Origin of the sequence: Flavobacterium sp. HSC-32F16, assembly GCF_024171645.1 — a bacterium.
Classification (GTDB): Bacteria; Bacteroidota; Bacteroidia; order Flavobacteriales; family Flavobacteriaceae; genus Flavobacterium.
On record NZ_JALKAC010000001.1, the window covers coordinates 950,655 to 970,931 of the forward strand.

General features: G+C 32.3%; 12 protein-coding genes. All 12 read right to left on the reverse strand.

What is annotated here, in order from left to right; all coding sequences use genetic code 11:
• Positions 1 to 76 precede the first annotated feature (76 nt).
• On the reverse strand, positions 77 to 2,377 hold the full coding sequence (gene bglX, locus L1276_RS04250; protein WP_253785775.1) for a beta-glucosidase BglX: 2,301 nt from the start codon (positions 2,375 to 2,377) through the stop codon (positions 77 to 79).
• Between the two features lie 6 nt (positions 2,378 to 2,383).
• On the reverse strand, positions 2,384 to 3,010 hold the full coding sequence (locus L1276_RS04255) for a prolyl oligopeptidase family serine peptidase (protein WP_253785777.1): 627 nt from the start codon (positions 3,008 to 3,010) through the stop codon (positions 2,384 to 2,386).
• Between the two features lie 98 nt (positions 3,011 to 3,108).
• Positions 3,109 to 4,485: a glucoamylase family protein gene (locus L1276_RS04260; protein WP_253785779.1), complete on the reverse strand. Its 1,377-nt coding sequence runs from the start codon at positions 4,483 to 4,485 to the stop codon at positions 3,109 to 3,111.
• Between the two features lie 73 nt (positions 4,486 to 4,558).
• Complete coding sequence (locus tag L1276_RS04265; RefSeq protein WP_253785781.1) at positions 4,559 to 6,055, reverse strand: RagB/SusD family nutrient uptake outer membrane protein; 1,497 nt, start codon at positions 6,053 to 6,055, stop codon at positions 4,559 to 4,561.
• 4 nt (positions 6,056 to 6,059) lie between these two features.
• Positions 6,060 to 9,089, reverse strand: a complete 3,030-nt coding sequence (locus tag L1276_RS04270) for a SusC/RagA family TonB-linked outer membrane protein (RefSeq protein WP_253785783.1) — start codon at positions 9,087 to 9,089, stop codon at positions 6,060 to 6,062.
• A gap of 244 nt (positions 9,090 to 9,333) precedes the next feature.
• On the reverse strand, positions 9,334 to 12,078 hold the full coding sequence (locus L1276_RS04275; RefSeq protein WP_253785785.1) for a LuxR C-terminal-related transcriptional regulator: 2,745 nt from the start codon (positions 12,076 to 12,078) through the stop codon (positions 9,334 to 9,336).
• A gap of 101 nt (positions 12,079 to 12,179) precedes the next feature.
• Positions 12,180 to 13,364 (reverse strand): acetate/propionate family kinase, encoded by a 1,185-nt coding sequence (locus tag L1276_RS04280; protein WP_253785786.1) that lies wholly within the window; start codon positions 13,362 to 13,364, stop codon positions 12,180 to 12,182.
• Positions 13,365 to 13,458: 94 nt separating this feature from the next.
• Complete coding sequence (gene pta / locus L1276_RS04285) at positions 13,459 to 15,552, reverse strand: phosphate acetyltransferase (protein ID WP_253785788.1); 2,094 nt, start codon at positions 15,550 to 15,552, stop codon at positions 13,459 to 13,461.
• 66 nt (positions 15,553 to 15,618) lie between these two features.
• Positions 15,619 to 16,689 carry a magnesium/cobalt transporter CorA gene (gene corA, locus L1276_RS04290; RefSeq protein WP_253785790.1) on the reverse strand — a complete coding sequence of 357 codons (1,071 nt, stop codon included), beginning with the start codon at positions 16,687 to 16,689 and terminating at the stop codon, positions 15,619 to 15,621.
• Positions 16,690 to 16,837: 148 nt separating this feature from the next.
• Positions 16,838 to 17,278, reverse strand: coding sequence for a hypothetical protein (locus tag L1276_RS04295; RefSeq protein WP_253785792.1), 441 nt, complete (start codon positions 17,276 to 17,278; stop codon positions 16,838 to 16,840).
• Positions 17,268 to 18,425, reverse strand: coding sequence for an AAA family ATPase (locus L1276_RS04300; protein WP_253785794.1), 1,158 nt, complete (start codon positions 18,423 to 18,425; stop codon positions 17,268 to 17,270). The genes L1276_RS04295 and L1276_RS04300 overlap by 11 nt, the downstream gene beginning before the upstream one ends.
• A gap of 1,056 nt (positions 18,426 to 19,481) precedes the next feature.
• Positions 19,482 to 20,258: a hypothetical protein gene (locus tag L1276_RS04305; RefSeq protein WP_253785796.1), complete on the reverse strand. Its 777-nt coding sequence runs from the start codon at positions 20,256 to 20,258 to the stop codon at positions 19,482 to 19,484.
• Positions 20,259 to 20,277 lie beyond the last annotated feature (19 nt).

The window sequence follows — 20,277 nt, forward strand, 5'->3', positions numbered from 1 at the left end:
ATAATTACAAAAAAGGTTCTTTGTTTTAGAAAAAAAGCCCTCCATATGAAGGGCTTTTAACTAATCAATAAACCAACTATTTAGTTAACTCGAAACTAACTTTCTTATCGGCATTTGAATTTCCTCCAACGAAAATATCAAACTGTCCAGGTTCTGCTGCGAATTGCAGGTCAGAATTATAAAACTTTAAATCTTCAACAGTAATATCAAAACTTACTGTTTGTTTTTCACCTTTTTTAAGTGCTGTTTTTTGGAAACCTTTTAATTCTCTAACTGGTCTTGTTACTGAACCAACTAAATCTCTAATATACAATTGAACTGTTTCTTTTCCGTCAAAATTTCCAGTGTTAGTTACATCAACCGTTACTTTTAATTTTCCGTTTGAATCCATTTTATCAGAAGAAATTTTCAAGTTTGAATAATCAAAAGTGGTGTAACTTAAACCAAACCCGAATGGGAATAATGGCTCGTTTCTTTCATCAATATAGTTTGACCTGAATTTCTCAAATTTCCCCTCAGAATTAGAAAGTGGTCTTCCAGTATTTTTGTGTGCATAGTAAATTGGCAACTGTCCAACGCTTCTTGGAAAAGTTGAAGTTAATTTTCCCGAAGGATTTACATCTCCAAATAAAACATCTGCAATAGCATAACCAGCTTCTGTACCGGCAAACCAAGCATTTAAAATTGCCGGAACTGTCTTTTCTTCGTCAGTAATAACCAAAGGACGGCCGTCAAACAATACTAAAACAACTGGTTTTCCTGTTTTTAGTAACGCGTTTAATAAATCTTTTTGCGCTTGTGGAATTTCTAAATTTGTACGACTGCTTGATTCTCCGCTCATTTCTGCAGATTCTCCAAGTGCAGCAACAATTACGTCAGATTGCTCAGCTACTTTTAAAGCTTCTGCTAACATTTCTTCTTTTGAGCGTGTATCACGGTGTAAGGTTTTCCCAAACATTGTAGCATTAGTTTCAAAAGTTTCATCGTAATCTAAATTACTTCCTTTTGCATATAAAACTTTTGTACCTGCACCTGCAACTTCTTTAATTCCCGCTAATAATGAAACTGCATTTTCCATTTTTGTAGCTACACTCCAAGTTCCAGGCATATTTTCTTTAGCATCTGCTAATGGCCCGATTAAACCAATTGTACCTGATTTTTTAAGTGGTAATAATTGGTTTTGGTTTTTTAATAATACTAAAGATTGTGCTGCAATTTGACGTGCTTCTTTTCTGCTGTCTGTTGTGAAGATTTCAGTTTTAGCTCTTTTCTCGTCACAATATTTATACGGATCCTGGAATAATCCTAAATCGTATTTTGCTTCTAAAATAAGTTTAACCGCATTGTCGATTGTTTCAATAGAAACTCTCTTTTCATCTAACGATTTTTTCAAAGTTCCTAAAAAACCTTCTCCTACCATATCCATTTCAACACCAGCATTTAATGCTAAAGCTGAAACATCTTGAAGATTCCCCATTCCGTGCTCAATCATTTCAGGAATTCCAGTAAAATCTGTTACTACAAATCCTTTGAAACCCCATTGTTTTCTTAAAACATCTGTCATTAACCATTTGTTTCCTGTTGCCGGAATTCCGTCAACTTCGTTGAAAGATGCCATAACCGAACCTACACCTGCATCTACTGCTGCTTTATAAGGAGGAAAATAATCATTAAACATTCTGATGTGGCTCATATCAACGGTATTGTAATCACGTCCGCCTTCTGGAGCTCCATATAATGCGAAGTGTTTAACACAAGCTAATATTGAATTGTTTTTTGAAAGGTCATGCTGCTGGTAACCATTTACCATTGCTTTTGCAATTTGGCTTCCTAAATAAGGATCTTCTCCAGAACCTTCAGAAACTCTTCCCCAGCGCGGGTCACGAGATACGTCTACCATTGGAGAAAAAGTCCAGTTGATTCCATCTGCACTTGCTTCTTTTGCAGCAATTTGCGCACTTCTTTCAATTAAGCCCATATCCCATGTACAAGATAATCCTAACGGAATTGGGAATGTTGTTTCGTAACCATGTATAACGTCCATACCAAAAAGCAATGGAATTTTTAAACGGCTTTTTTCAACAGCAATTTTTTGTACTTCTTTAATTTTTTGTACTGATTTTATATTGAACAAACCGCCCACTTTTCCTTCGGCTATATTTTTTGCAACATTGGAGCTGTTTGCTTGTCCTGTTGTAATATCTCCAGATGTTGGTAAATTTAACTGTCCTAATTTCTCATCTAATGTCATTTTTGACATTAACTCTGCCACAAACTCCGACTTAGGTTTAATTTTTACTGTGCTCTTTGTGCTCTTTTTTTGAGCATAACCCAAAACAGCACATCCTAAAAAAAGTAAGACTAATTTGTTTTTCATTATAATTTATTTATTTGTTTGTATTTGTTTTTTCTGCTGAAACATCCAGTCGTAAATTGCTGCATTATCATAAACTCTTGTCCAGCTGTCGTGATTTGCATCATCAAAAATGGTCAGCTTTACATCTTTTGCATTACATTTTTTCAATTCTTTGTAAATCGCAATCGCATAATTTACATTTACCACATCATCTAACAATCCGTGGTAAATTCTGGTTGGAATATTGGCTATTTCACACGTTTTTTCAAGTTGAATTAAATCTACAAAACCAGCGACAGGTACGTTTGCGGCAAATAGATCCGGATGTGCATAAGCCAAATTCCACGAAGCCCAGCCTCCTGAGCTCAAACCAGTAACATATATTCTTTCTGAATCAATTTTGTTTTCTCTCTGAGTTTTTAAAATCAGCTGATAAATTGATTCTATATCCCAGTTTTCATCTTCTTTACATTGCGGTGCTAAAACATAAGCATCTAACTGGTGTGTTTTTAAATATTTAAAAGGACCATTAATTTTTACTTTTTCAATATCAGTTCCTTTTTCTCCATCTCCGGAAATAAAAACTATTAATGGCTTTTTTTCTTTTGTATTTGCGGGTTTGTGCAGCACATAGCCCAACTCATACTTTGCCATTATGACGGTATTAATTTTTCCGGTTGTTTCACTTTGGCTAAAGCCGAATATTGAAAACAAAAGGAATAAGAAAACTAATTTATACTTCATGCCAATTCTTAAATTCCGTATTTTCCTGATTTAAATCCAAGTTTTGTTAAACCTTGCTTTACTTCGGGTGCATTCATAAATAATTTCCACAATAATCCTGTACGGTAATTTTCTAACATAACCACTTCTGGTCCCTGATCAATTGCTAAATAGCGTTTTGCAGCCCAATTGTTTCCTAAACTTAAGGCATCATAAAAACCAGCATCTCCCCAAGTTTCTTTTTTATGATTTTCGTATAAGTTTCTGATTAAAGCCATCGATTCTTTTGGTGTATATACAATGGAACTGATTGCAGCTGTTGGTGAAATAACTCCTTGATCGTTACTTGGCATATGGGCGTTGTAACCAATCGACCCGTCAGGATTTCTAGAATAAGATGCTGTTAGCCCCCAATAATCTGGTCCATAACCTTCATTTTTGTTTGGGTTTGCTACACAATATTCATAATTGATTTTCGTTTGATTTACATTTAAATCCCAATAATCAGCATATTTATCAGTTAATTGATTTGGATCTAAACCAACATAAGAATAATGCGCCCAGAATAATGGTCCGCCAAATTCTTTAGCTCCATTATGGCTTAGAATTAAAGGAATATTATACTTAGTAGCAGCAGAAACAATGTCTCCGCTTCTAGCCCATCCTTCATGATATGCCTTTGCATCTATGGTATGTGTTGGTGATGAAGCTGCCATTACATAAGTAATTAAACATTCATTGTACCCTTCTAAAGCAAAATTCATCTGCCACGCGTAGTTTGGCGACCAGTGCCAGTATAGAACATTTTTATTATTTGTATACCATTGCCAGTCAACACCTTTCCAAAGTGCATCAAATTTTTGTGCTACTGCTTTTTCTTTTTCAGCCCCATCTTTAAGATATTCACGTACGGTAATCATTCCCGCAACCAAGAATGAAGTTTCGACTAAATCGCCCCCATTATCCTTGGTTCCAAAAGGTTTTACTTTCCCTGTATTTCCGTCAATCCAATGTGACCATGCTCCGTGAAAACGATCTGCTTTGCCTAAAAAATCTGCAATTTTGTTAAGTCTTTCTACTCCTTGTTCTTTAGTAATATAACCTTGTGACATTCCTGAAACAAGAGCCATTAATCCAAAACCTGAGCCGCCTGTTGTAACGATATTTGAATCATTTTCAGGATAAACTCCATCTGGATGGTAACGTTCTCTGGCTAATCCAGAATTGGGTTCTGCATAATCCCAGAAGTATTTAAAAGTTTGTTTTTGAACAATCTCAATAAGCTGTTCATCTGTTAATGCAACAACGCCAGAGGTATTTTCTTGTGCATTTTCTTTTGATTTATCCGCATTAGATCCACAACTGAAAAAAGTAAAAGCTAAAAATAAAACTGAAATTCTAATCATTATAAAAATTTAAATATTGAATAAATAATCACTCCCTTCAGGATGATTCTGAAGGAAGTGATTTAAAAAAAAATTAATTATAACCAGGGTTTTGAGAAGACATCCCTTCAGATATTAAGATGAAAGATGCTGGTATTGGAAATAATTCATTTTTACCAACTGTGAACACTCTTCCATTAGGGAAATCAATACTTTTATCAGCAGCAAAAGCATCTTTTGCCTGACCGGTTCTAACAAGATCGAAGAATCTATCAAATTCAAAAGCTAATTCAACTCTTCTTTCTTTCCATATTGCAGTTCTAACAGCATTTTGAGAAACTGCCGGAGTATCTCCTAATCCTGCTCTGTGTCTTATTATATTAAGTAAAGGAATAGCTTCTGAAGTTTGACCTAATTCATTTAAAGCTTCAGCCTTCATTAATAAAACTTCACCATATCTTAGATATTTAATATTTGAATCCGTTTCCCATGCATTTGTAAATGCTGAAGAATAAGCTTTATAGTTATATCTTGGATTAGGATCAACTTGATCTTTCTCTAATTTTATTAATGGCACTAACGTTCCGTCGTACAAAGTAGTTCCTCTAAAAATAATGGTAGCATCTTTTCTAACATCTCCAGGTTCGTAAGCATTTACTAAACTTTCAGAAGGCTGGTTAAAGCCCCATCCCCATGAATCACGAACTCCTTGAGTATTCGAGTATCCTTGAATTCCACGAACAGGTACAGAACCAACACCATTAATTTCAAAAATAGATTCACCATCATTCTCCCCTTCCAATCTAAACATTTTCGCATAATCAGGAGAAATAATATAACCAGTAACCAAATTACAATTGTCGATTACTTTCTGCCAGTTTTTTTGATATAAATTTACTTTTGCTAATAGTGCATACGCAGCTCCTTTTGAAGCTCTTGATTTTTCATCTGATGAATATTCCGATTTATTAGGCAATGCTGCAGCGGCCTCAGTTAAATCTTTTTCAATAAAAGCATATACTTCAGCAGTAGATTTTCGAGTTAACTGCATTTCTTTATCTGCTGCAGATAATGGAAGACTAGATATGTGGTCAACAATCGGTACACCTCCATAACATTTCACTAAAGTAAAATACATAAAAGCTCTTAAAAATTTTGCTTCTGCCATTAATCTTTCTCTTAATGCAGAATCAGCTTTATCTAATTTAGGCAGAATTGCTAAGGCCTGATTACATCTATTGATTCCATCATAATTTGCATTAAATGTACTTTCTGCAGATGGATTTGATGCGTTATAGCTTAGTGCATCCAAAACATCTTTATCTGTACCTGTATCACTAGGAGTTGAACCTTTGTCTGCATCATCAGAAGTAATACTGGCTAATCCAATCCATCCAAATGAGCTCATGTCCCAATCTAAAAACTTACTGTAAATTGATGTAACAAATGTTTTTGCTCCATTGTCATTGTTAAACAATTCGATATCGTCTGTAGAAACAGTTTCTGTTTGTTTAACATCTAAGTAATCATCGGCACATCCTGTAAAAGTAAATGCTGATAAAACAAAGATTGATATATATATCTTTTTCATAGTATTAAAATTTTAAATTAGCACCAATTACAAATGATCTTAATGTTGGGTAAGCATCCAATTCAACCCCTTGTGTTCCGTAAGGATTACCATCTCCATTTAACTCAGGAGAAAAACCAGAAAACTTTTGAGTAATAAATGGGTTAATTGCATTAAGATAAATTCTGCAAGAACTAATAAATTGATCTTCTTTAAGAGGAAGTTTATATCCTAAAGTTATGTTGTTAATTCTAAAGAAATCTGCCGATTCCATGTAATAAGTCGAGGCAACAGGAACAGTATTAAATGGTTTTGGATTTGAAGAAGTTGTATTCGCCGGAGTCCAGAAATCATTTGTCATAGAAGCTTCGATATTCTCACCTCCAAAACGTTGTGCTCTTTTACCATTGTATACTTTTGCACCACCAGTACCATATCCATCAACAGAGAAATCAATGTTTTTGTAAACAAGTCCTAAAGAAACTCCGTAGTTAGATGTTGGTAAAATTGAACCTACATATTTTTTATCATCAGTAGCAGATAATGCATCCTGAGTTACTTTAGCACCAGAAGCATTATAATAAAGCATATTTCCATTTGCTGGATCTACACCTGCATATTCGTATAGATAAAAACTTCCTAATGGCTGACCTACAGAGTTATTATACAACAATTTTGTATCCTGACCATTACCTAAATTACCTCCGATAACTTGTGATAATGAAACATCTTTTAAGCTTGTAAGTTCATTTTTGTTGTGAGAAAAGTTTCCTCCAACCCAGTAACTTAAATTGTCTGTAATTTTATCATCCCAACGTAAAGCGATTTCATAACCTTTATTTGAAACTTCACCAACGTGAGAAGGTGTTGCAACTGTAATACCTGATGTAGGGAATGGCTTAATATTTAAAATAACATTGTCAGTGTTTTTGTTGTACACATCAAATGATCCTTTTAATTTGTTTTTGAATAATTCGAAATCAATACCTGCAGATGCCTCTTCAGTAATTTCCCATGTTAAAGCCGGGTCAATTTGCGAAGAAATACTTGTTCCTTCATTTAAAATAGATCCTCCTAAATAACTGTTTAATCCAGAAGCATAACTTTGATTGTTCAATGGCACATTTTGGTTACCCAATTTACCCCAGCTTCCTCTTAATTTGATCAAATCAACTCCTTCAATATTTGACAAGAAGCTTTCTTTAGTCATAATCCATCCAATACCAAATGACGGGAAAGTTCCCCAACGATAATCTTTAGCAAAATTTGAAGATCCGTCACGTCTAATAGTTCCGGTTAATAAATATCTGTCTAATAGTTTATATTGGAATCTTCCAAAATAAGAAGCTAATTTGCTTTCATTAAAGATAACATCTTGTAAACTAGTAACTGTACCCACATAATCTACACCTTTTGCATCTTTAGCATTATATAAAGACCAATAGTTAGAATCTGGGCTAACATTTTTTCTTACGATTGTTAACTTTTCTCTTGGACCTTTAACCGATGTTTCGATACCTGCAGTTAATTCAACATCATGAATGTTAGCAAAAACTTTGTTATAAGTAAAATAATTAGATAAGTTCCAGTTGAAATACTGCTCTCTTCCTCTTGTCAATAAATTTACAGGATCAGATGAAGGATAACGAGACTCAACACGTGTTGGATTTGCTGCTAACCAGATATTTTTAGTATCTTCATAATTATACTGTTTCCAAGTATAAAACTCTCCATTAAATTGTGATGTAAATTTTAACCCTTGCAAAATTTCATAATCTAATTTCAAACCACCTTGAAGTGTAATACTTCTTTGTTGCTCATTGTAAAAATCTAATTGTGAAACTGGATTTCCTACGTTATTAAATGATGAACCATTAGGACTTGCAACTCCATTACCATCTGCATAAGCCACTCCATACTGACCATTTGAAAAACGTACAGGAACAATTGGAGATTGCTTATATGCATTTGTAAATGCACTTAAAGGCTTAGGTGATGAATTTGCAGAAGTAAAACTAAAGTTCTGATTTAAAGTAAGTTTTTTAGAAATCTTATATTCATTGTTATTTCTAAAATTTGTACGGCTGTAATCTAATCCATTTAGGATCGCTTTTTCCTGATAGTTACCGGCACTAAAAAAGTACTTAACATTTTCTGAGGCACCAGAAATAGAAATATTATTTTGAGTATAAGATCCAGTTCGGGTAATTTCATCAAACCAATCTGTATTAACAGGCTGATCTGCTGCAAATTTGTTAGTTCCTAAAGAAGCGTTAGAATAGGCAGCATATTGAGCACTATTTGCCATTTTTACTTTTTTAAGCGGCGTTCTAACCCCAGCAAAACTTTCAATTTCGACAGATACTCTGTCTCCTTTACCTTTTTTAGTAGTAATAATGATAACTCCATTTGCTGCTCTTGTTCCATAAATAGCTAATGAAGAAGCATCTTTAAGAATTTCATAAGAAGTAATATCATTAGTATTAATATTATTGATGTTTTCTGTTGGCATTCCATCAACAATATATAAAGGATTTCTTCCTCCCAATGCTGTACCAAGTCCTCTAATAACAACAGATGGTGTACTTCCTGGTACATCAGACGATGTAACCTGAACCCCAGCTGCTTTACCCTGAATCGCCTGAGATGCATTTAATACCTTCGTTTTGGTAACATCTTCAGCTTTTAATGAGGTAACAGCCGAAGTATTATCAATTTTCTTTCTTGTACCGTATCCAATTACAACAACTTCTTTTAAGGCAGTATCACCCGCTTCTTTTAAAGTAATTGTCATGGGTGCGGCAGTTGCCGGTACAGAAACTGAATCAAAGCCTAACATAGAGACTTTTAAAATATCTCCAGGTTTTGCATTAATTGTAAAGTTTCCGTCGAAATCTGCGTCAGCAGTTGCTCTGGCATCAGATGAAGCAATAATTGCTCCGGGAATTCCCATTCCGCTGCTGTCAACTACCTTTCCTTTGATCGCTTGTGCCTGTCCAGACATATAAGCTGGAAGCATTAAGAGCACAAATAAGCTAAAAATAAAATTTTTCATACAGTTTGTAATCGTTTAAGTTAGTAGAGCCAAATTAAGCAATTACAACGTTGTAGTACATCAAATACCACTACAACACAGCTACATCATTGTGTTAAAATTCAACTATAAAACAATGATTATCAACACAATAAATGTTAAAGAAATTTCATTAACATAACGTTATGATGTAGTAATGATGTATTGGAATTATGTAAAAATTGAAGTAGAAAAATATAAATTCTGTAAAAAATAAAATGAAATCTTACAGAGTTAATAAAAACTTCGACAGGTTTTCATCCTGATTTAGATTTAATTTCTTTCTAAGACGGTATCTATGCAATTCTACACCTCTAAAAGAGATGTTCATCATAGGTGCAATTTCTTTAGAAGAAAGGTTCATTTTTAAGTAAACACACAGTTTAATATCCTTGGGAGTCAGATGCGGATATTTTTTTGAAAGATTTATGATAAATTCGTTATGGATCTGATTTAAATTGGTTTCAAATATTTCCCATTCGTGTTTATTTACTTCATTAATTTTAATTGCTTTTTTGATTTCACTTTTTAGCTTATTAAAATCTTTTTCAGAATTCAGAATATTTTGAATATTCTCAATCATTTCACTTTGTTTTGCAATAGACAAAGATTTACCCGCAACTTCAGATGATTTAGTTTGTAATTCAAGTTCCAAAATATGCTTTTCGTATTCCTGAATATTTAATTCATTTTCTTTTTTCAATTCCATTTCCAGAATTTCACGCTGATGCTTTAATTCTTCGGCCTGTAGTTTTAATTTTTGAGTATAACGAAGTTTATTCCATTTATAATAGAAAAACAATACTGCCCCTATTATTAATAAATATAAAAAAATCATCCAAAACGAAAAATACCAAGGTTGTGCCACTTTAAAATCAAAACTTGAGACTTTATCGTAATTAGCGCCATCATGTTTAAAAATTACAATAGAATGAGAACCACTGCTAAGATTATTTAAAACAATGGCTCCATTTGAAATTGGAATGTAATTTTTCCCTTTGTTAATTTGATAAAACAAATTTGGCTTGCTTGCTCCGTAAATTCCGGATATTACATTTAACCGAAGTTCTGTATTGTGCTTTATTTTTTCATCATTTAACAGCAGTTCTTTTTCATTGTAAGCTTCAACTTTAACTTCGCTGTTTTGTTTATTTTCATATCCTAACTGAAGAGAAATAAAACCATCATCCAGGTTCATTAAATAATGGTTCTTACTTCTAAAAATTCGCAAATTTTCATTAATTAGCTTTCCTTTATAATATTTCTCCTGAATCATATTCCATACAAACTTATTGTCGTGCGAATAAATATGATACAAGATTCCATCCTGAAGTACAATAAAATGATCTTTATCTATTGCTACAACATCGGTAATATTTTTAAAGTTGGTATTGAACAAATCATTTTCTTCTAATTTATTTGAAATAGAATTAAATGTGTACCAAACATTATTTATAAGAAAAAGGATTTCATTTCTAAACTCAAAAACCTTAATTCCAAAATCATTTTTAATTTTACTTTGCTGTGTAATATTCTCAACTTTTTTAGTTTTAAAATTTTCATCAAACAGCACTCTATATAAACCACGATAATTATCGGCCGCCCAAATTTCATTTTTTTTGTTTTGAGCTACATATTTAATGGGTTTTGAAAGGTCATTAATTTTTGTATTATCTTTCAGATTCAAAGCGTCATTATACACAATAACACCACTGTAAGTCGACTGAAAATATGTTTCATTAATCATGCTTTTAGATAAATTCCAGCCGCCGTGTATATTATTTATTTTTGTTAAAGCTCCTTTTTCATAACAAAAAGTGCCATCGTTATGTCCAATAATATATTTTTCTCCAATTTTAGTAATATTCCAGCCCTGACCTTGCGTACCTGGCATCATTTTAAAATTCCCCGAGTCAAATTCAAAAATTCCGTGGTTAGAAGCAATTAGATATCCTTTATCTAGAGTCGCAACAGAATATACCGATCCTAAAATACCGGAATTATCATAAAAAAATGAAATTGGCGAATTGACCTCAACATGGGCAATTCCGTTATCAAGCCCCAGCCATAAATCATCTTCTTTATCAAAACCGATACTTAAAATAGAATTGTTCATTAAAACATTGTTTCTATCAATATTTTTAAAAGTATTGGTATTGAAATCATATATAAAAACTCCTTTATTTCCAGTTCCTACAACGAGTTTGTTGTTTTTAATAAATTTGGCAACATTAATTCCGTTTGATTTAAAAGTTTCGTTTAATGGATTGTTCCAAGGTCTTAAACTATTATTTTCGACTATAAAAATTCCTTTTTTCTGAGTAAAAATATAGGTTTGATCCTTATACTTTTCAATGGCGTGAACAACTGTATTTTTTAAAATATCCCATCCTTTTGGATTTGAAATTTTTGAGCCGCTCATTCTAAAAACCCCTTTATCAACAGAAGCTACATAAACATTATTATCGACTACAAAACAGTATGAAATTAAAAATGGAAATTTGATCTTTTGAATATGCTTGCCATTATAAATAAAAACATCATTAAAAGACTGAAAATAAAGAGAACCATTGAATCTAAAAATCTTCCAGATTTCCTCATTGTCTTTTTCATCAAATAATCGAAGATTTTTTGTAATCGAAACATAATGCATTTTTCCGTTCTTGCGATACCAATAACCAAACTCTTTATAAGAACCCGAATAAATTCTATCTCCTTCAATTAAAATAGAACGGATAATCGTTTTATTTGGTAAAGAATATTTTTCCCAAACCACGCCGTCATAACGTAATAAATAATGGTTGTTGGCAAAATACATGGCTTTATCATTACCCTGAGCAACATTCCAGATTTGATTGTCGCCCTGATAGTCTGATTTATTATAATTTTCTACGAAAGGAAGTAATTCTTGTGCTTGAATTTGAAAAGCAATGAAAAAGAAGAAAACTGATTTTAAAAGTATCGATTTCAAGATATTCGGATTTAAATTCAAAGATACTCACAAAAATTCAAACTGAAAGCATAAAAAAAGCTCCTGTTTAAGGAGCTTTTAAAGTAATATGTTACAATTTTCTAGTTTTCTAATAATTGAAAAACCTGATTTGCTATTTCATATTCTTCGTCAGTAGGAACAACTAAAACTTTTACAACTGAGGCTGGTTTATTAATTTCTCTTACGTCCTTAGAACGGATTTGGTTTTTGTCTTTATCAATTTCAATTCCAAAATAATCCATATCTGTACACACTAATTCACGCATAAACGAGGAGTTTTCTCCTATTCCTGCAGTAAATATTATAGCATCTAATCCATTTAAGGCTGCTGCATAAGATCCAATTGTTTTTCTAATTCTATAAGCATTCATTAATAATGCCAGCTGACAATCTTTGTTTCCTTCTGATGCTTTCGATTCAATATCACGAAGATCGCTGTAACCAGTTAGACCAAGCATTCCGCTTTGTTTTAATAAAATAGAATTCACTTCATCCGGCGTATATCCCAAATTTTTAACAAGATAAAAAATAACCGACTGATCTATATCTCCGGCGCGAGTTCCCATTACTAAACCGTTTGCAGGCGAAAATCCCATGGTTGTATCGATACTTTTTCCGTCTTTAATCGCCGTCATACTACAGCCATTTCCTAAATGAATAGTAATTATTTTTGAGTTCTTTTCTAAATAATTAATTGCTTTTTCCGAAACGTACTTATGACTCGTTCCATGAAAACCATAAACACGAACTTTATGTTCTGTTAATAGAAAATTTGGAATAGCGTATTTATAAGCTTCAACAGGAATCGTTTGATGAAAGGCGGTATCGAAAACGGCTACTTGTTTCGCAGAAGAAAATATTTCTTCGGCAACATTTATTCCCACTAAATGTGCCGGATTATGTAAAGGAGCTAATTCTGAAAGTTCTTTTATTTTTTCTTTAACTTCCTCAGTAATAATAGTTGTATTTGAGAAATAACTTCCGCCATGTACTACTCTATGTCCAACAGCCGTAATTTCTGAAGTCGTTTTTATTACTCCTTTTTCTGGATCCAAAAGCATATCTGCTACTTTTTGCAACCCTACTTTATGAGTTGGAACCGGAAGTATTTCTTCAAATGAATTTGAAGCTGTTTTAAAGGTAATATTTGATGTCTCTAAACCAATTCTATCAATCATACCGCTGCAAATTACTTCGTTTGCGGGCATAACCATTAATTGATATTTTATTGAAGAACTCCCCGAGTTTATAATTAGTATTTTCATTTTTTTTTAGTTGATAAGATACTGAGTCTCTAAGTTTCTAAGTTTTCTCAAAGACAGAAATTTTTAATTTTTAATTCTCAATTTTTAATTGATTTTACATTCCCTGTGCCTGAATCGCTGTAATTACGACTGTATTAATAATATCATCAACTGTACAACCGCGGCTTAGGTCGTTTACAGGTTTATTTAATCCTTGTAACATTGGGCCGATTGCCAAAGCTCCAGTTTCTCTTTGAACAGCTTTGTAGGTATTGTTTCCTGTATTTAAATCTGGAAAAATTAATACGCTTGCCTGACCTGCTACTTCAGAATCTGGCATTTTGCTCTTTCCAACACTTAAATCTACAGCTGCATCGTACTGAATTGGGCCTTCAATTTTTAAATCCGGTCTTTTTTCTTTTACAATTGCTGTAGCTGTTCTTACTTTATCTACTTCATCTCCTTTTCCTGATGAGCCGGAAGAATAAGAAAGCATGGCTATTTTAGGTTCTATTCCAAAAGCTAAACTTGATTCTGCTGAGGAAATTGCAATTTCTGCCAATTGCTCTGCTGTTGGGTTTGGATTGATAGCACAATCTCCAAAAACAGAAACTCGATCTTCTAAGCACATAAAGAACACAGAAGAAACTACAGATGAATTTGGTTTCGTTTTAATAAACTGCAATGCGGGTAAAATGGTATGCTGTGTAGTATGAGCTGCTCCCGAAACCATTCCGTCGGCGTGGCCTTTATAGACCATCATGGTTCCAAAATACGAAACATCTTCCATTAAATCCCTAGCCATTGTAATACTTACGTTTTTAGCCTTTCTAAGCTCATAATAGGTATTTGCATAATCCTCATAAAGTTCGGATTCTATAGGATTGATGATATTTACTTTTGAGAAATCTAAAGTAATTCCAAGTTCTATAATTTTATTTTCAATTTGTTTTTTATCTCCAATAATAGAAATATCAACCACATCCATATCTAATAATCTTGATGCCGCAGTAATAATTCGATCATCATTTCCTTCTGGCAGTACAATGTGTTTACGGTGCTGTTTGGCTCTTTTAACCATGTTGTATTGAAACATTTTAGGAGTCATGCCTTCTGCTTCAAAAGTGATTAATCTTTCAGATAAAGCGTCATTATCTACATATTTTTCAAAAGTACTAATTGAAGTTTCTATTTTATGCGTATTGTTTGCATAAATCTCTGATTTTATCTTTCCTATTTTATTTGTAATGTGATAGGTTCCGCCGTCAACAGCAATAATTGGAACAATTGCCGAAAGTCCTTCAATCAGTTTTAAAATACTATCTTCCGGAACAATATTTCCTGTTAGAATAATTCCCGAAATGGCTGGATAATTTGCGGACTCATTTGCCTGTAAAGCTCCTAAAATAATATCTGAACGGTCTCCTGGCGTAATTACAAGTGCATTATCATGTAAATGAACTAAATAATTATGCAATTGCATAGCACCAACACTGAAATGACCAATTTCATTATTTAAATAATTGCCTCCAAACAACACTTTAGCATCGAGTTCATTCACAATTTCCTGCATTGTAGGATTGTTTAAACTGGATATAAGCGGAATTGTATTTACCAAAACATTTGCCGGTAAGCTTTTTTGCAGACTTTTGGTTACTAATTCTATATTTTCTGGCTGTACTTTATTTGCAAAAACCGATAAAACCTCAACATCTTTTACTTTAAAAGAATCATAAACCAAATACAAATTATCTACTAATTCCTCTAAGGTCTTTCCAACTCCTGATGCCATTATTATCGTTGGAATTCCAAGATTTTTTGCAATTAAAACATTCAAATCTAATTCTATAGAAGTTCCTTCGCCGGTAAAACTTGTTCCTTCAACCAAAACAAAATCAAAGCGCTCTTCAAGCTTTTTGTATTTCTCGATAATGAGATCTAAAACCTCTCCTATTTTTCCTTTGTTTTTCTTTTTGATCAGTTTGCTTTTGGTAATGGCATATGCATCTTCAAACTTAATATCAAGATTAAAATAAGATAAAACTGTTTCGATATGATTGTCTAATTGTCCATCGACAAAATCTTCAACAATGGGTCTAAAATACCCCACTTTAGCCGTTTTACCAATCAAAATACTCATTAAACCGAGTGTAATAATCGATTTCCCGCTATTATGATCACTTGTGGCTATATATATTGCTTTACTCATAATTATTTATATTTATTCTAAATAACAAATTTATACAAATTAAATCTTTCACTGCTGTTATAAACGTTAAAACCAACGTCTTTTCTTGAAATAGACAATTAGACCTATCACAAGTAAAAACATGATTCCCATTACCACAAAATAGCCATTTTCTGTTTTAAGTTCCGGCATATTCTCAAAGTTCATTCCGTAAACCCCAACAATAAAAGTCAGCGGAATAAATATGGCAGAAATTATAGTCAGCGTTTTCATGATTTCATTCATTTTTCGGCTTTGTTCCGAAAAATAAAAATTAGAGGCACTTTCCAATGCACTCATATCCGATTCTATCTGTTCTAAGAGCTCTAAACTCTTTTGATGAAGTCTGACAAAGAAATTAAATGTTTCTTTCTGAATCAGCCCGTTTTCATCGTCATCTTTAATTGTTTTGAGATAATATAAAGAATCTCTAAGCGGTACTATTGAACGTTTCAAAAAATTAAAGTTATCGCGATGATTTTCAATTTTTTCTAAAATAACAGGATCTGCGCCTTTTTTCGTCAAATTAATTAATTCTTCAATCTTATCTTCTTCGTCTTCAATTGTAATGTAGAAATTTTCCATGACGGCATCTAAAAGTAAATACAAGAGATAGTCTACTTTTTTAGTTCTAACGATTCCGGCATGTGTACGAAGCCGCTCCCTAATATGTGTAAAGAAGTCGCTTCGTTTTTCCTGAAATGAAATCAGAATCCCATCTTTCAAAATAAAACTAAGCTGTTCAACACTTATATTATCTGAATATTCCGAAGGCAGAAGGGATTTTATATTGAAGAATAAAACATTTTGCTGCTCTTCTAACTTGGTTCTTTTAGTTGTGTTTAAAATATCGGCTAGAAGAAAATCATCAAGCTTAAAATGCGCACCAATTGTTTTAATTAAGTTTATGTCGTTTAATCCATGAACATTCAGCCAGTTATTTTTAGTATAGTCAAAGCAGGAATTTAGAGCCTGCACTGTAAATTTTTCATATTCAACAACATCTGCATCATCATAGACAAAAAGCTGCATTTCTGTTTCGTGTTCTTTATGCGATCCTGTATACTCTAATGTGATGTGCTGGAGCTTACGTCCTTTTTTATATTTAATCTTTCTCATTCAGGAAATTTTACAATAGTAATATTACGAAAAAGAATCTGAATGGTAAATGACAATTATCAGTTTGTGGAAAACCCAGAATTAGATGCACTGCATTACACTTCACTAATTCACACCAATAAAAAAACCGAGCCATTTCTAACTCGGTTTATTTTGGTATATATTTAAATTCTCTACTTTTAATTTCTAAAAGTCTTCCATATCTTTTAGCAAAAGCCTGTTTTAAATTATTAGTTTCTGTACTTGATAAAGGATTTCTTGAACTAATAATAAATCCAAACCTTTTATCTTTTGGAATTCTTATTATTGTAGATTCAAAAATACTTATTGTACTAATTATTTGACATAATGCAATCTTAACATCTTTTCCTTTAAGCTCTATAAAATAAAAATCATTGTTTAAATGTCTAACAAATCCAAAATCACATTTTTGGACTTGTTTCGAAGTGATCAAACAATCATCTATTCTGATTTTTGTGAAATCTTCTTTAGAATCAATTTCAAATCTTTTTCCATTCTCAGAAGCTACTTTACTTTTTGAACAACAATCTTGATTTGCTTTAATTAATTCATCAAAACTATTGTGCATATCGTAACTCTGTTAATTTGTCAAATTCCTCAGAAATAATATCTGATACCCCATCAATTGCATTGGTATCTATACTACGAAACTCTTCATTTTTGATTGAATATACTTTTCCATCATTTCGTACTTCGTAAACAGAAATTTCATCAAAAGCTATCCATTTCTCCTCTGATACAATTGAATTTATTTCTTCTTTTAAATTATGATGTTCATCGAACGTATTTTTTGCAAGTATTAACGTATCAAGAGAAGAAAGAATATATGGGCTATGAGTTGTAATAACAGTTGTGTGTTTCGTATTATTAAGTTTTAATGCAATGTGATCAATTAATCTCTTTTGTTTAATAGGAAATAAATTTAACTCCGGTTCTTCAACTATTAATGTCTTTGAGTATTTAAAATCGGTTTGATTCATTTTTATTTCATAATCAATAACTAACAACAAAGGAATTAAAGATTGGATTCCACTCGATGCAGCGCTCAACAATACCTTTGTATTATTTATTAAAACCTCATCACCACCTTTTTCATAATTATAATCTATACCAAGATCCTCAAACCTTGCAGATGGAATTTCCGCTCTTGCAACTTCATATTTAGCCGCAAAGTCTTTATAACATTCCGGTAAAGCAACATTATTAGCCCATAATCCCGATAGTGAATTACCTATCAAAGAAAATAAAATCCTCTCAGCTGGTATATATGTTGAGGATCTGTCATTTAAAAACTTATTAAATGCAAGTTCTAAAAATTTTTCTTTATCAAAATCCAGAAATTGAGGGAAAGTTGATTGTTTTGTTAAATTATCAAGTTTGATTCTAATATCCTCAATATTATATTGCTTAAGTTCAATATCGGTTAACACGATCTCATTATCAACTAATTCACATAAAATTATATTTTCGTCACAATATTTAATCTCTGCCTTTTCTATATTAAAATCAATATTATATGCCTTTAATTCATTTTTGATATTTATCTTTAATGAATTTGTTATTGATAAGCGTAAATAACTATCTCTAAATATAGCTATCAACTTCGCCAAAACACTTTTCCCTGTAGAGGTATCTCCAATAAACACAACATATTTAGTCAAATTTATTTCAGCTTCTTTTATTGGCCCGAAATTTTTAACTATTAATTTTTCCATTTTTTATTTTCTAATTACTATGTAAATATAACAAAAAAAAACCGAGTCAGAAATGACTCGGTTTTCTATATTAATACTTTGTACTAATTACTTAATACTAAAAGAATTATTTCACTTCTTCAAAAATAACAACATCTGACTATCAATACATTACATTTCAATGGTACAAATATGGAACAAAGTAATTATTTTATTTCACAAAACAACATATTTCTTTATGAAAGCCAATCATTTTTAAACTTTATTAAAAACAGACTTAATTTCTGAACAAACTAAGTTTTTTCAATTAGAAAGAAATTCTCGCTGATCATTAAAAAGGAAACTGTATCTCCCATTTTTCATGTCTTCTAAAATCTTACTAATACATTCCTTATAATCTATCTGCGTCGAAACATGTTAATTCAACGAAAACGATGCATCGTACTGTATTTTTAATTCTAAAATATAAAAAATTAGATTTTGTATGGGTCTGTTTTTATTAGGTATATTTATACAATATCACATTTAAAACAGATTAGTAATAATGAAATTCTATTTACTTTTTTTTTATTATCCCCTTTAATGAGATTTACTCAAAACATAAATAAAAGCGAAATAACAGTTCATGATTTTTGCGACACAATTCCTTTTGAATATACTCGTGGAAAAATAATTGTAAAAGTTCTAACTAATAAAAACCTAAACGTTTCGTTTTTGACACAGGAGCTCCGCTTCTTATTTCCAACGATTTAATAGCAGCTAATAATAACCCCATCGTGGGCTCTGCTACTGTTACGGATGCTGGAGGAAAAACTATTGAGCAGAAGATTGTAAAAGTTCCGGATTTGACCTTGGGTAGTGTCTTTAAAAAATGGTATGGCAGAAGGATTCGAACCTTAGGTCCTAAACCCACATCAACACTATACTTTCAGTAATTTCAAAAACCATTTGCCATGATTTTGCCACATTTATTTTAGAAGTTTTAAAAACAACTTATCTATTGATTCTAGAGAATATTGTAATCCTTCTGCAAACTTAATGATTTTTCGATTAATCTTCGTTTCTAAATTAAATTTTTTAATTAAGGGATTCCGCCTGCTGGTCCGTTTCAACAGCAAGTTGAACAACATGCTGAACCAAGAAAGCATCGATCAGGGAAAGTGCATAATCCTTATCTATAGGCAGCATGTGCTGTTGTAAAACCTCGTCGATATAATTATTCGCATTCCATAAGTTCCGCACCAAGTCCGGATGATCTGGCTCAACTCGCTGCATTACCCTTTCGAAAGCCGATTCAGCTGTTTCGAGAAATTCAATCCTGTCTGCTCCAGCCAGTGGTAAAGCAGAAATTTGCAAATTATTCTTAATTTTCATGGGTTTAAATATTTGATTATTATCAGATGTTTTTTTGCTCAATCGGTAGTCGTAACCATCAGTTTGATGTCCATCTACATCAGCAAAAACAATTTGGAAAATATCCAGTTTATCCTCGTCATCAAACAGGAAATCTTTCTCTCGTTGTTCTGCCGAAAGATAGATATCCCATTCTATAATGCTGATTTTATGCATATTTTCGAATAGTAGTTTAGACAATTGAAGTGCCGAGGGAGATGCCTTGAGCATTTCTGTCCATTTTGTAAAGCCCGCCAACTTTGCAATGCAGTGCTGAGAGTTCATTAAGGTAAAATTGTCTTCATCGATATCGAAATCGAGAGCTAGCGCATCTACATCGAAATACTTTGGCGTATACTGATAAAGGTCGCGGCCATAAGTGGGATCGTAATAGGGCTTTTGTGTTTTAAAATCTCTGTAAAGATTTTTTGCTTGGAGTTTGAAGTACTCAATAGTTTTCATAATACATTCCTTTTAGTAC

Bases quoted from the DNA above. Each gene is read 5' to 3' on its own strand.
- bglX (WP_253785775.1), bottom strand. From the start codon at position 2,377: ATGAAAAACAAATTAGTCTTACTTTTTTTAGGATGTGCTGTTTTGGGT.
- L1276_RS04255 (WP_253785777.1), bottom strand. From the start codon at position 3,010: ATGGCAAAGTATGAGTTGGGCTATGTGCTGCACAAACCCGCAAATACA.
- L1276_RS04260 (WP_253785779.1), bottom strand. From the start codon at position 4,485: ATGATTAGAATTTCAGTTTTATTTTTAGCTTTTACTTTTTTCAGTTGT.
- L1276_RS04265 (WP_253785781.1), bottom strand. From the start codon at position 6,055: ATGAAAAAGATATATATATCAATCTTTGTTTTATCAGCATTTACTTTT.
- L1276_RS04270 (WP_253785783.1), bottom strand. From the start codon at position 9,089: ATGAAAAATTTTATTTTTAGCTTATTTGTGCTCTTAATGCTTCCAGCT.
- L1276_RS04280 (WP_253785786.1), bottom strand. From the start codon at position 13,364: ATGAAAATACTAATTATAAACTCGGGGAGTTCTTCAATAAAATATCAA.
- pta (WP_253785788.1), bottom strand. From the start codon at position 15,552: ATGAGTAAAGCAATATATATAGCCACAAGTGATCATAATAGCGGGAAA.
- corA (WP_253785790.1), bottom strand. From the start codon at position 16,689: ATGAGAAAGATTAAATATAAAAAAGGACGTAAGCTCCAGCACATCACA.
- L1276_RS04295 (WP_253785792.1), bottom strand. From the start codon at position 17,278: ATGCACAATAGTTTTGATGAATTAATTAAAGCAAATCAAGATTGTTGT.
- L1276_RS04300 (WP_253785794.1), bottom strand. From the start codon at position 18,425: ATGGAAAAATTAATAGTTAAAAATTTCGGGCCAATAAAAGAAGCTGAA.
- L1276_RS04305 (WP_253785796.1), bottom strand. From the start codon at position 20,258: ATGAAAACTATTGAGTACTTCAAACTCCAAGCAAAAAATCTTTACAGA.